11 protein-coding genes are annotated in these 13198 nt (G+C 72.8%); 7 read left to right on the forward strand and 4 right to left on the reverse strand.

Annotated features, from left to right (window positions below; translation table 11 throughout):
• Nucleotides 1–143: 143 nt before the first annotated feature.
• Nucleotides 144–1415: an MFS transporter gene (locus tag BLV24_RS03090; protein ID WP_092679652.1), complete on the reverse strand. Its 1272-nt coding sequence runs from the start codon at nucleotides 1413–1415 to the stop codon at nucleotides 144–146.
• A 362-nt stretch (nucleotides 1416–1777) separates the two neighbouring features.
• Here BLV24_RS03090 and rpiA point away from each other — a divergent pair, with 362 nt between their 5' ends.
• From rpiA to BLV24_RS03125, 7 genes are all read left to right on the forward strand, one after another.
• Nucleotides 1778–2524: a ribose-5-phosphate isomerase RpiA gene (gene rpiA, locus BLV24_RS03095; protein WP_092679653.1), complete on the forward strand. Its 747-nt coding sequence runs from the start codon at nucleotides 1778–1780 to the stop codon at nucleotides 2522–2524.
• Nucleotides 2525–2805: 281 nt separating this feature from the next.
• Nucleotides 2806–4197 (forward strand): glutathione-disulfide reductase, encoded by a 1392-nt coding sequence (gene gor, locus BLV24_RS03100; RefSeq protein ID WP_092679654.1) that lies wholly within the window; start codon nucleotides 2806–2808, stop codon nucleotides 4195–4197.
• A 216-nt stretch (nucleotides 4198–4413) separates the two neighbouring features.
• The gene (hflK, locus tag BLV24_RS03105; RefSeq protein WP_092679655.1) at nucleotides 4414–5613 is read left to right on the forward strand and encodes an FtsH protease activity modulator HflK; all 1200 of its coding nucleotides are present in this window, start codon (nucleotides 4414–4416) and stop codon (nucleotides 5611–5613) included.
• The gene (hflC, locus tag BLV24_RS03110; RefSeq protein WP_092679656.1) at nucleotides 5613–6506 is read left to right on the forward strand and encodes a protease modulator HflC; all 894 of its coding nucleotides are present in this window, start codon (nucleotides 5613–5615) and stop codon (nucleotides 6504–6506) included. The genes hflK and hflC overlap by 1 nt, the downstream gene beginning before the upstream one ends.
• A gap of 15 nt (nucleotides 6507–6521) precedes the next feature.
• Nucleotides 6522–6704 (forward strand): DUF2065 domain-containing protein, encoded by a 183-nt coding sequence (locus BLV24_RS03115; RefSeq protein ID WP_092679657.1) that lies wholly within the window; start codon nucleotides 6522–6524, stop codon nucleotides 6702–6704.
• Between the two features lie 309 nt (nucleotides 6705–7013).
• Nucleotides 7014–8549 carry a DegQ family serine endoprotease gene (locus BLV24_RS03120; RefSeq protein ID WP_245710356.1) on the forward strand — a complete coding sequence of 512 codons (1536 nt, stop codon included), beginning with the start codon at nucleotides 7014–7016 and terminating at the stop codon, nucleotides 8547–8549.
• 158 nt (nucleotides 8550–8707) lie between these two features.
• Complete coding sequence (locus tag BLV24_RS03125) at nucleotides 8708–10093, forward strand: CoA transferase (RefSeq protein ID WP_092679658.1); 1386 nt, start codon at nucleotides 8708–8710, stop codon at nucleotides 10091–10093.
• Nucleotides 10094–10268: 175 nt separating this feature from the next.
• On the opposite strand, the gene accC is transcribed toward BLV24_RS03125, so the two are convergent.
• The 3 genes from accC to BLV24_RS03140 form a co-directional block, all read right to left on the reverse strand.
• Nucleotides 10269–11615 (reverse strand): acetyl-CoA carboxylase biotin carboxylase subunit, encoded by a 1347-nt coding sequence (accC, locus tag BLV24_RS03130; protein WP_092679659.1) that lies wholly within the window; start codon nucleotides 11613–11615, stop codon nucleotides 10269–10271.
• Between the two features lie 39 nt (nucleotides 11616–11654).
• On the reverse strand, nucleotides 11655–12146 hold the full coding sequence (gene accB, locus BLV24_RS03135; RefSeq protein ID WP_092679660.1) for an acetyl-CoA carboxylase biotin carboxyl carrier protein: 492 nt from the start codon (nucleotides 12144–12146) through the stop codon (nucleotides 11655–11657).
• A gap of 187 nt (nucleotides 12147–12333) precedes the next feature.
• Entirely contained in the window at nucleotides 12334–13170 is an 837-nt protein-coding gene (locus tag BLV24_RS03140) for a DsbA family protein (protein ID WP_176954601.1), read from the reverse strand.
• Nucleotides 13171–13198 lie beyond the last annotated feature (28 nt).

Below are 13198 nucleotides of genomic sequence, written 5' to 3' on the forward strand. Positions count from 1 at the left end.
GGGTCTCCGGGCGAAGGCCGCCCGGAGACCTGCTTCAAATGAAATCACATTCCGGGGCGGGGCCGGTGCGAATCCGGCCCCGGAACGGGCGGGAACCCGTCATTTCGTCGTTCGATCGCTTTTGAAACCGTTCGCGCGCCGGCTTATTTCCGGCGGAACAGCGGGACCAGCAGCGTCGCCCCGAGGGCGGGCAGGCAGGCGGCGGCGAGCAGGGTGATCTCGGGCCCCGCCAACGCCCGCAGGCCGGCCCCCAGCGCGGGGGCGACCGCCATGCCCAGCATCAGCACCATGGCCACGGCGCCCGAAACCGCGCCGAAATCCTCGGTGCCGGCGGCCTCGACCAGCGTCGTGGGGCGCAGGATGGTCATGGCGCCGACCGCGCCGCCCTGCAGGAACACGAAGCCCGCGGCGGCCCATGGTCCGGCGGCGACGAAGATCAGGGCCGTGGCGGCCAGCGCCATCATCGACAGCGTCACGCAGGACAGCGCCGCCGCCGGCCAACGCGAGGGCGCGAGCGTCAGCGCGATGCGCGAGACCACCTGCATCGGCCCCATGGCCGAGGCCGCGGCGATGGCCACGGACTCGGCCGCGCCCAGTTCGGTCATCAGCGGCAGGACGTTGGAGGCGATCAGCCCGTGACAGATCGAGGCCCCCCCGAAGGCGACCGCCACCCGCGCGGCGCCCGGCCGGCGCAGGGCGGCGCGGAAGCTCGGGCCGCGGCGGCGGGGGCCGGGGGGACGGGGCGGGGCCTCGGCCTCGGCCATGCGGGCGCCGAAGGCGAGCAGGGGGGCGGAGACCAGCCCGGCCAGCGCCGCCATGCCCAGCGTCGCGCCGCGCCAGCCGAAGGCCGCGTCCAGCGCGGACACGGTGGGGAAGGCGACCAGCGTGGCGAAGCCCGCGACCAGCGTCACCGCGGTGATCGCCTTGCGCGCGCCCATGCCGCGGGCGCGGGTCAGCAGGGCGAAGCAGGGCTCGTAGAGGCAGAAGGACGAGGCCGCGCCGACCAGCGCCCAGAGCGCGAAAAAGCTCCACAGGTTCTCGACCCGGCTCAGCATCGCCAGCGCCGCCGCGCCGACCAGCGCGCCGGCGGGCATCATCCAGGGCGCGCGGCCCCGGTCGATCCAGGCGCCCGAGGTCGGCGCGCAGAGCGCGGTGGCGGCGAGGCACAGGCTCAGCCCCAGCGCCGGCGAGGGGCCCTGGCCGGCGAAGGCGTCCTCGTAGCGGGCGAGCTGGGCGGGGAAGGTGTAGAACAGCGCCGACCAGCCCGCGACCTGCCCGAAGGCCAGCAGCATCACCGAGCGGAACCGCGGCGGCCGGCCGGAGGGCGGGCCGGAAGCCGGCGCGGAAGCCGGGTTGGGGGAGGGGTTGGCGGACGGGATGGGGGACGGGCCCGCCGCGGGCGGCGATCCGGTCATGTGCGCGCGCCCGAAGCGCAGGGCGCCCGCCCCGCCCGCCCCGTCCGCCCCGCCCGCCCCGTCCGCCCGGCCTGCGCAGCCTCCGCCGCCGCGCCGACGCGCCCGCGCGCCCGTTTCCGGTGATGCCCGACATCCATGATCCGCGTCCCTCCCGACCGCGCCGCTCTCCGGCGTCTTCGCGCCGTGCGCCCCCCTGCTTGTCCGGGGGCGGCGGCGTGGCGCGGACGGTGGTCTCGCGCTCCGAACCGTATTAAACGGAACCCGAGTCGGCCAAGGGCCGCTCCCGCCCCCGGACCGGTCCGCGCTGTCGCGCCCCGGACCGCACCGCCAGGGCGGCGCGAGGCGTCAGGAGGAGCCCGGCCATGAGTCTCGATCGCAAGGAAATCGCCAAGCGCGCGGCCGCCGCGGCCGCCGTGGCGCTGGTGGAGGACGGCCACCGGCTGGGCCTCGGCACCGGCTCCACCGCCAAGTGGTTCGTCGAACTGCTGGCCGAGCGCGCCAAGGCCGAGGGGCTGGACCTGGTCTGCGTGCCGACCTCGCTGCGCACCGCGCGCCAGGCGCAGGCGGCGGGCCTCAAGGTGGTGACGCTGGACGAGGCCGGCTGGCTCGACCTCACCATCGACGGCGCCGACGAATTCGACCCCGACCTGAACCTGATCAAGGGCGGCGGCGGCGCGCTCCTGCAGGAGAAGATCGTGGCCACCGCCTCGGACCGGATGGTGGTGATCTCCGACGCCTCCAAGCAGGTCGAGCATCTGGGCGTGTTCCCGCTGCCGGTGGAGATCGCGACCTTCGGCTGGGAGACCACCAAGGCCATCGTCGAGGAAACGCTCGAGGACATGGACGTGGAGGGCAAGATCGCCACCCTGCGCATGGACAAGGACGAGCCCTACATCACCGATAACGGTAATTTCATCATCGACTGCCACCTGCGTCGTCTCGGCGATGCGGAGGAGCTGGCGCTGGCGCTGAACATGATCCCCGGCGTGGTGGAGACGGGGCTGTTCGTCGACATCGCCGACAGCGTGATCATAGGCTACGAGGATGGAACCACGGAAATCCTGTCGCTGGACGACGAGGATGACGAGGACGAGGCCGGCTTCGACTGAGGCCTCCCCTGGGCGGGCCGGGGGCGGGCCGGGCGCCCGCCCCCGGCCGCAGAAGCGGGCGCCAAGACGGCGCGTCGGCGCCGAAATCGCGGCGCCTCGGGTGACAATCGCGGCCCCGCGCCCCATGTGGGACGGGAGACGCGCTCCCCCCGATCGCGCAGGCCCCCGCGCGGGTCCACGGGTTCGGGAGCCGGGGTTCCGGGGCCGGGGTCTCGGGCTCCGGGCCGCAGGGCGCGAGGTTGAGGGGAGCCGCCCCGCAAGCCGCCAACAGGAGAGGGCGCATGACCTACGACTACGACCTTTTCGTGATCGGCGGAGGCTCCGGCGGGGTCCGCGCCGCGCGCATGGCCGCCCAGACCGGCGCCCGGGTGGCCTCGGCCGAGGAGCACCGCTTCGGCGGCACCTGCGTGATCCGCGGCTGCGTGCCGAAAAAGCTGATGGTCTACGCCTCGGCCTTCTCCGAGGCCTTCGAGGACGCCGCCGGCTTCGGCTGGACGGTGGGCGAGCGGTCCTTCGACTGGTCCGCCTTCATGGCCGCCAAGAACGCCGAGATCGCCCGGCTGGAGGGCATCTACGCCCGTAACCTGGAGGGCGCGGGGGTCGAGCTGCACCGCACCCGCGCCACCGTCGCCGGCCCGCATTCGGTGCGGCTGGAGGATCACGGCCGGGAGGTCACCGCGAAGCACATCCTGATCGCGGTCGGCGGCGCGCCCTTCGTGCCGGATTTCCCCGGCTCCCAGCACGCCATCACCTCGAACGAGCTGTTCGAGCTTCAGACCATGCCCCGACGGGTGGTGATCGTGGGCGGCGGCTACATCGCCTCCGAGTTCGCCGGCATCCTCAACGGGCTGGGCGCGCAGGTCACCCAGCTTTACCGCGGCGCGCGCATCCTGCGCGGCTTCGACGGGGAGACCGCGCAGTTCGTCCAGGACGAGATGATCCGCAAGGGCGTGGAGATCCGGCTCAACGCCGATGTCGCCGCCATTGAAAAGCCCGAGGTCGGCGGCCTGGTCGCGCTGCTCGACAGCGGCGAGCGGATCGAGGCCGACGCCGTGCTCTACGCCACCGGGCGCTGGCCCAACACCACGGGCCTGGGGCTGGAGACGGCGGGGGTCGAGCTCGGCCCCAAGGGCGAGGTGAAGGTGGACCGGTATTCGGCCACGTCCTGCCCCTCGATCCACGCGGTGGGCGACGTGACCGACCGGGTGGCGCTGACCCCCGTGGCGATCCGCGAGGGCGCGGCCTTCGTGCGCACGGTGTTCGAGGGCGAGCCGACCGCGGCGGACCATGAGCAGATCCCCACGGCGGTGTTCACCCAGCCCGAGATCGGCACCTGCGGCGAGAGCGAGGAAGCGGCCGCGGCGCGCGAGACGGTGGAGATCTACCGCGCCGCCTTCCGCCCGACCCTGCACACCCTGTCGGGCCGGGACGAGAAGATGCTGATGAAGCTCGTGGTCTCCAAGTCGAGCCGCAAGGTGCTGGGCTGCCATGTCGTGGGGCACGCGGCGGGGGAGATGATCCAGCTCGCCGGCGTGGCCATCAAGATGGGCGCGACCAAGGAGGATTTCGACCGCACCGTCGCCGTCCATCCCACCGCGGCGGAGGAGCTGGTGACGATGCGCGAGCCGTCGCGCACGGTCGGGCCCAGGGCCTCGATGGCCGCCGGGTCTTGACCGCGGCGCCCTGACGCGCATGGTTCGTAGGCCGCCGACGCCCGAGGGCGCAGGCGCTGAATTTCCGGGGGCGCGGGACGCGCCGCCGACGAGATGAGGTCCGGGGGCGCACGCGCCGCGGACCAGGGAACGTCCGGCGGCGCGCGGCGCCCCGGACAAGCGATGATCGGCGGCGCTTCGCGCGGTCGAGACCAATCCGGGAGGACGATCAAAGATATGCCCTTCAGCAACAACTCCGGCGGCCCGTGGGGCGGTGGGGGCAAGGACAAGAATTCGGGCTCGGGCGACCGCGGTCCCTGGGGCGGCGGCGGCAGAGGCGGCGGCGGCGGCGGGAATGGCGGCGGCGATCAGGGTCCGGACATGGACGAGCTCCTGCGCCAGGGCCGCGATCGGCTGAAGGTCATCTTCGGCGGCGGCGGTCAGGGCGGCGGCGGCAATCGCGGCGGCGGCGGGGGCTCCGGCCTTCCCGAGGGCATCGGCCGCGGCGGCTGGATCATCGCGATCATCGCCGCCACCGGCGCCTGGCTCGCGGCCTCGCTCTACACCGTCGACACCTCCGAGCAGTCGGTGGAGCTGCGGCTCGGCGAATTCGCCGGGATCGGGAACGAGGGCCTGAACCTCGCGCCCTGGCCGCTCTATACCTACGAAGTCCTGCCGGTCACCCGCGAGAACGTCATCAACATCGGCCAGAACGCGGTCCGCTCCTCCGGCGGGTCCCGGCAGTCCGACATGGGGCTGATGCTGACGGGCGACGAGAACATCGTCGACGTCGACTACCAGGTGGTGTGGAACATTGCGGACCCCGCGCGGTTCCTGTTCAACCTGGCCGAGCCTGAGGCGACCATCCGCGCGGTGTCGGAAGCGGCGATGCGCGAGGTCATCGGCAAGTCCGAGCTCGCGCCCATCCTCAACCGCGACCGCGCCATCGTCTCCCAGGACGTGCAGGCGCTGATCCAGTCGACGCTGGAAGGCTACGAGGCCGGCGTGAACATCGTCCGGGTCAACTTCGACAAGGCCGACCCCCCGCGTGAGGTCATCGACGCCTTCCGCGACGTGCAGGCGGCGGGGCAGGACCGGGTCCGGTCCGAGAACACCGCCGAGGCCTACGCCAACCGCGCGCTGGCCGAGGCCCGCGGCCAGTCGGCCCAGCTGGTGCAGGAGGCCGAGGCCTACAACGCCCAGACCGTCAACGACGCGCAGGGCGACGCGGCCCGCTTCCTCGCCATCCTGGCCGAGTACCGCAACGCCGAGGACGTGACCCGCAAGCGTCTCTATCTCGAAACCATGGAGAAGGTGCTGGGCGACGTCGACAAGATCGTGATCGAGGACGGCGTGTCCGGCTCGGGCTCCGGCGGGGGAGGCGGCGTGCTGCCCTATCTGCCGCTCGACCAGCTTCGCAAGGGAGGGAACCAGTGATGCGGAAACTTCCGATCCTGCTCGTCGCCCTCGCGGTGGCGATCTTCGTGCTGATCAATTCGGTGTTCATCGTCGACGAACGTCAGCAGGCCCTGAAGCTCCAGTTCGGCCAGGTGGTCGGCGAGACGCAGGGCTACCGGGAACCCGGGCTCTACTTCAAGATCCCGCTGGTCCAGAACGTGACCTACTACGAGGACCGCATCCTGCCGCTGGAAGGCGGGGAGCTCGAGATCACGCCGATCGACGACCGCCGTCTGGTGGTCGACGCCTTCGCGCGCTGGCGGATCACCGATCCGGTCCGCTTCCGCCAGGCGGTGTCGAACGAGCTGGCCGCGCTGCCGCGGCTGGAGCGCGTGCTCAACGCCTCGCTGCGCGAGGTTCTGGGCTCGGTCACGTCGGACACCATCCTGTCGGACGAGCGTTCCGACCTGATGACCCGGATCCGCGACACGGCGCGGGCGCAGACCCTGAACCTGGGCGTTCAGATCGTCGACGTGCGTCTTCGCCGGGTGGACCTGCCGCAGCAGAACCTGCAGGCCACCTTCCAGCGGATGCAGGCCGAGCGTGAGCGCGAAGCCGCGGACGAGCGGGCCCGAGGCGAGGAAGCCGGCCAGCGGATCCGCGCCAACGCCGACCGTCAGGCGATCGAGCTGGTCTCCCAGGCCCGCAAGGAGAGCGAGATCATCCGAGGCGAGGCCGACGCGGAGCGCAACAAGGTCTTCGCCGAGGCCTTCGGGCAGGACGAGGAGTTCTTCGCCTTCTACCGGAGCCTCCGGGCCTATGAGAGCGCGATGAAGGGGACGAACACCTCGCTGGTGATCTCTCCCAACAGCGAGTTCTTCCGCTACTTCCTGCCCGGCGGCGCCGACGCGCCGGCGGCGGGCGACCAGTAAGGAGGGCGCGCAGGAATGCGCGACCTCATCTTCGCCCTCGGCGCCATCCTGGCCGCCGAGGGCTTTCTGCTCGCCATCGCGCCGGACCGGATGGAACGGCTGATGGAGACCATGCGCCTGATGGGGCCGGAGCGGCTGCGCTATGCGGGCCTGCTCGCCGCGGCGCTCGGCGTCGGGCTGCTCGCCCTGGCGCACTGAGGCTTCGGCCCGCCCCGCGCTCGCCTCCTCCGGCTCGCTCGCGTCGATGTCCCGTCGGTCTCCGGGGGGGATTCCCGGGGGGGTGTTTGCGGGCCGCGCCGCGCCCGACGCGAAAATTCCCATCCCCGCGCTCTCGACGTTGTGACGGCGCTGAAGCGCGCTATGGTTGCGTGGTGGCGAAAACACCACATCTACGGCGCGGACCTGATCGACCGGACGCGCCCCGCGCCCCGCCCCGCCCCCCTCGCGCGTTGCGCGCAGGGACAGGGGCCGCGCAGAGGCCGCCGGACCAGCTGGAGGACCGAAGACTTGCAGATCCAACCCCACACGGACCGCCGGCGCCCGCTGACCGCGACGCTCGCCATGGCCGCCGTCGCGGCGGGCGCCTTGCTCGCGTTTCAGCCGGCGCCGCAGGCCAACGCCCAGCAGGCGCAGCCGCCCTCGACCGGCCAGCAGCTCGGCGGCCCGCAGCCCGCCGGCGCGCCCACCAGCTTCGCCGACCTGGCGGAGCGGCTGAGCCCGGCGGTGGTCAACATCTCGACCACCACCAAGGTCGCCCAGCCCGACCGTCCGCGCGGCCCGAACCTGCCCGAGAACTCGCCGTTCCGCGAACTGTTCCCCGAGCTCTTCGGCGAGAACGGCCCCGGCGGCGGCGGCGGTCCCGCGCGGCCCCGCGGTTCGCTCGGGTCGGGCTTCGTGATCTCGGCGGACGGCTACCTGGTCACCAACAACCACGTCATCGACGGCGCCGACGAGATCAAGGCCAACTTCTCCGACGGCCGCTCGCTGACCGCGGAGCTGATCGGCACCGACCCCAAGACCGACGTCGCCCTGCTGAAGGTCGAGCCCGACCACCCGCTGGATTTCGTGGATTTCGGCGACAGCGACGGCATCCGCGTCGGCGACTGGGTGCTGGCCATCGGCAACCCGTTCGGCCTGGGCGGCTCGGTTTCCGCCGGCATCATCTCGGCGCGCAACCGCGACATCAACGCCGGGCCCTATGACGACTTCCTGCAGACCGACGCCGCCATCAACCGCGGCAATTCGGGCGGGCCGCTGTTCGACATGGCGGGCAACGTGATCGGGGTGAACACCGCGATCATCTCGCCGTCGGGCGGGTCCATCGGCATCGGTTTCGCGGTGCCCTCCACCATCGTCGAGAACGTGGTGGACCAGCTCCGCGAATTTGGCACCACCAAGCGCGGCTGGCTGGGCGTCTCCATCCAGGAGGTCACGCCGGACATCGCCGAGGGGCTGGGGCTCGACAAGCCGGCCGGCGCCCTGATCTCCACCGTCATCGACGAAGGCCCGGCCAAGAAGAGCGGCCTGCGGAACGGCGACGTGATCCTGCGCTTCGACGGCCAGGTGGTGGAGCAGATGCGCGATCTGCCCCGCATGGTCGCCGAGACCAAGGCCGGCAAGGTCGTGCCGGTGGAGGTCTGGCGCAAGGGCGACATCGAGACGGTGGACGTGACGCTGGGCCTGCTGGAGGAGGACGCGCCGGTCATCAACGCCTCCGCCGACGCGCCGTCCGACCCGTCGCCGGCGGCCGAGGCCCTGGGCATGACCCTCAAGGCGATCGATCCGCAGGCGCGCGCCGAATACAGCCTCGGCGATGAGGTCGAGGGCGTGCTGGTCGAAAGCGTCGACGCCGCCGGTCCCGCCGCCGAGAAGGGCATGCGCCCGGGCGACGTGATCGTCGAGGTGGCGCAGGAGAGCGTCTCCACCCCCGCCGAGGTCAAGGACCGGGTGGAAAAGGCCGGCGAGCAGGGCCGCAAGTCGGTGCTGCTGCTGGTCTCGTCGCGCGGGGAGCTGCGTTTCATCGCGGTGAGCCTCGAAGAGTGACGCCCGCCTGAGCCGCCGGGCGCGCCCGGCCCCGCCGCAACGCCGTCCCCGGTCCGCCGGGGGCGGCGTTTCGCGTTCGGGGTGCGTGGCGGCCTGCTTGCCCGGGGCGCGTGTCCGGGGGATGCTCCGCGCCTGACGGACGCAGGGGAGGGGCGGGGATGGCTGGAACGGATGCGGGCGCGCGGGGGTTTCTCCAGGCGATCCGGGCGGCGCTGGGGGGCGACCCGGATGCCGACGCGGCGGTGACGTTCGAGGGGGAAGGGGCGCTGCGCTCCTGCCTTCCGGTGACGGATCTCGCGGCGGGGTCGGTGGCGGCGGCGTGCCTGGCGGCGGCGGAGTATCGCGCAGCTTCGGGCGGGCCCCCGCCGGCGGTCCGGGTGGATCGGCGGCTGGCCTCGCTGTGGTTCCGCGCCTCGGTCCGGCCGGGATGGGATGCGCCGCCGGCCTGGGATTCGCTGGCGGGCGACTACGCGACGGCCGATGGCTGGATCAAGCTGCACACCAACGCCCCCCATCACCGCGCCGCCGCCCTGCGCGCCCTCGGGCTCGGGTCGGAGGGCACGCGCGAGGCGGTGGCGGAGGCGGTCGCCGGCTGGCGGGCCGAGGCGCTGGAGGCGGCGGTGGTCGGGCAGGGCGGCTGCGCGGCGGAGATGCGTGGACTGGAGGCCTGGCGCGCCCATCCGCAGGGCGCGGCGGTGCGGGCCGCGCCGCTGGTCCTGCTGGACCGGGGCGAGGCCGGCCCCGCCTTGCCGCCCATGGCAGACGCCGCGCGCCCGCTGGCGGGGCTGCGGGTGCTGGACCTGACGCGCATTCTCGCCGGTCCGGTCGCCACCCGCTTCCTCGCCGGGCTGGGCGCGGAGGTCCTGCGCATCGATCCGCCGGACTGGGAGGAGCCGTCGCTGGAACCCGAAGTGACGCTGGGCAAGCGCTGCGCCCGGCTCGATCTGCGGACGGAGCCGGGGCGGGCGCGGTTCCTCGCGCTGTTGTCCGGCGCGGACATGATCCTTCACGGCTACCGCCCCGGCGCGCTGGAGGGGCTGGGGCTGGGGCCCGAGGTCCGCGCCGCCGCGCGGCCGGGTCTGGTGGACGTCTCGCTGTGCGCCTACGGGTTTTCCGGGCCCTGGGCGGGGCGGCGGGGCTTCGACAGCCTTGTGCAGCTTTCCTCCGGAATCGCCGCGCTGGAGATGGCGGCGGCGGGGCTGGAGCGGCCCGGCGCGCTTCCGGTGCAGGCGCTGGACCATGCCGCCGGCTATATCCTCGCCGCCGCCGCGCTGCGCGGGCTGACGGGGCGGCGGACGGATGGACGGAGGATGCGGGCGCGGACCTCGCTGGCCCGCTGCGCGGCGCTGCTGACCGAGGGCGGGGCGGGGCCGGTGCGCGGCGACCTGGGCGCGGCGGAGGCGGCGGACCACGCCCCCGCGCCCGAGCGCACGGTCTGGGGAGAGGCCCTGCGTCTGCGCCCGCCGGCCTTGATCGAGGGCGCGCCCCTGGCCTGGGACCGGCCGGCGGGGCCGTTGGGGACGTCGCCGGCCGCATGGCTTTGAGCGCGACGGCGCGGCGCGGATCCAGGGACGGCTAAGCGCCCGGACGCACGACCCGTGGGCTCGCCCTGCGCCTGCGCGGAGCGGGCCAGCGGCCTGAATGTTCGGGGGCGGAGGGAATGTGCGGGGGCGGCGGGAATGGGCGGGCTCCCGTCGCGAGGGACGGAAGCCCGGTCGGTCAGCGCGCGGCGCCGGCCAGCCATTTCTCCAGCCAGTGGATGTCGTAATTCCCGGCTTCCACGTCCGGGTCGCGGGTCAGCGCGTCGAACAGGGGCAGCGTGGTGTCGATGCCGTCCACGATCATCTCCGACAACGCGCGGCGCAGGCGGGCGATGGCGGTGGGACGGTCCTCGGCATGCACGATCAGCTTGCCGATCAGGCTGTCATAGTAAGGCGGGATCCGGTAGCCGCGATAGATGGCGCTGTCCATGCGCACGCCCAGCCCGCCGGGGGCGTGATAGGCGGTGATCTCACCCGGGCAGGGGGCGAAGTCGGGCAGACGCTCGGCGTTCAGGCGGCATTCGATGGCGTGGCCTTCGGGGCGCAGCGTGGCCTGGTCGAAGGACATGGGCAGGCCGGCGGCGACGCGGATCTGCTCCTTCACCAGGTCGACGCGCCAGACGGCCTCGGTCACCGGGTGCTCGACCTGAAGGCGGGTGTTCATTTCGATGAAATAGAACTCCCCGTTCTCCCACAGGAATTCGATGGTGCCGGCGCCGCGGTAGTTCATCGCCGCGATGGCCTCGGCGCAGGTGGCGCCGATGCGGGCGCGGTCGGCCTCCAGCAGCACCGGAGAGGGGCATTCCTCGAACACCTTCTGGTGGCGGCGCTGGAGGGAGCAGTCGCGTTCGCCAAGATGCACCGCGCGGCCCTTGCCGTCGCCGAACACCTGGATCTCGATATGCCGGGGCGCGCCCAGGTATTTCTCCAGGTAGACGGCGTCGTCGCCGAAGGCGGCCCGCGCCTCGGAGCGGGCGGAAGCGAAGGCGTTGGGCAGTTCGGCGGCGGTGCGCGCCACCTTCATGCCGCGGCCGCCGCCCCCCGCGCTGGCCTTGACCAGCACCGGAAAGCCGATGTCGGCGGCGACGTCCATCGCCTCCTCGGCCGTGGTCACGGCGCCGTCGGAGCCGGGCACGCAGGGCACGCCCAGGGCCTTCATGGTGTCCTTGGCGGCGATCTTGTCGCCCATCACCCGGATATGCTCGGCGGTCGGGCCGATGAAGGCGAGCCCGTGATCCTCCACCACCTGCACGAAGGTGGCGTTCTCGGAGAGGAAGCCGTAGCCGGGATGGATCGCCTCTGCCCCGGTGATCTCGCAGGCCGAGATCAGGGCGGGCATGTTGAGATAGGATTGCGTCGCCGAGGGCGGGCCGATGCACACGCTCTCATCGGCCATGCGGACATGCATGGCGTCGGCGTCGGCGGTGGAATGCACCGCGACGGTGGCGATGCCCAGCTCGCGGCACGCGCGGTGGATCCGCAGCGCGATCTCGCCGCGATTGGCGATCAGGACCTTGTTGAACATCCGATTATCCCCGGACCAGCCTTGCAGAGACCCGGCGGGTCACTCGATGATCATCATCGGCGCGCCGAATTCGACCGGCGAGCCGTCTTCGACCAGGATCCGCTTCACCGTCCCGGCCCGCGGGCTGGGGATCTGGTTCATGGTCTTCATCGCCTCGATGATCAGCAGGGTCTGCCCCTCCGTCACCGCGTCGCCGACCTTGACGAAGGCGGGCGAGCCGGGTTCGGCCTGGAGGTAGACGGTGCCGACCATGGGCGAGGCCACCGCGCCGGGATGGCGGGCCAGCGCGTCGGCGGCGTCGCCGGCGTCGGCCTCGGCCGTCGGCATGGCGACGGGGGCCGCGGCGGGGGCGGCGTAGGTCACGGGCGCGGGCGGCGGCGTCGGGGCGGCGAGCTGACGGGTGACGCGCACGCGCAGCTGGTCGTCCTCGCCATATTCGCGCGCGACCTCGATCTCGCTGAGCTCGGTCTCCCGAAGCAGTTCGGCGAGCTGGCGGATGAAGGCGATGTCGGCGTCGTGATGCTTGGTCATTCGGGGTCGCTGCTCTTGCGAGGCCTGACGGTCGCGGCCGATCTGACGGCGCGGGGCCCCCGGGTGCGTCATCGGGGCGTTTACACGTGCGAGGGGGGCGTTGCCAAGGGGCGTCTGCCACGCCGCCGGGTCGGGAGCGTGACAGGAGGCGCGGCAAGCGGGCGGGGAGCGGTCCCCCCGCGCCGGATCAGCCCTTGCGTTCGCGGGTTTCGGCCACGGTTTCGCGCAGACGGTCGAGCGGCACATAGCCCCGCACGATGCTGTCGCCGATCACGAAGGTCGGCGTGCCCTCGATCTTGAGCACCTTGGCCAGCGAATAGGTGGCCTCGATGGCGCGCTGGATGTCGGGGTCCTTCGAATCCGCCTTGAGCCGGGCGATATCCAGCCCGGCCTCGGCGGCCAGCGCCCAGACGTCGCCGTCCGAGAGCCCGCCCTTGTGATTCATCAGCGCGTCGTTGAAGGCCATGTAGCGCCGGCCCTCGTCCTGTTCGCGCGCCGCCAGCGCGGCCCGCGCGGCGGTGACCGAGCTCGGCCCGAGGATCGGGAATTCCTTGACCACGTAGCGCAGGCCGGGATCGGTCTCCACCAGCTTGCGCACGTCGTCATGGGCCTTCTTGCAGTAGCCGCAGTTGTAATCGATGAACTCGACCACGGTCACGTCGCCGTCGGGATTGCCGGCGACATGGGAATAGCCGTCCTCGAACAGCGCCGCGGCGTTGCGGGCCACCAGGTCGCGGCCTTCGGATTCGGAGGCGATGCGGCGGCGATCCTCGAGCACCTGGATCGCCTCCATGATCACCTCGGGATTGTCGAGCAGGTAGCTCCGGATCTCGGCGCGCAGCGCGGCGCGGTCCTCGGGGCTGAACGCGGACGAGGGCGCGGAGAGCGGCGCGGCGGTCTGGGCCGGGGAGGGCGCCGGGATCAGCGCGGGCAGGGCGGCCAGCGCCAGCGCCGGCAGCAGCGCGCGCAGGGCGGCGCGCAGCGGGCGGGCGGCGAGAGGGGCGGGCTGGGGAATCGCGGTCATGTGCGTCTGGGCTCCGTGGTGTGGGGCG

The sequence above is a fragment of the Albimonas donghaensis genome (assembly GCF_900106695.1).
GTDB classification, from domain to species: Bacteria; Pseudomonadota; Alphaproteobacteria; order Rhodobacterales; family Rhodobacteraceae; genus Albimonas; species Albimonas donghaensis.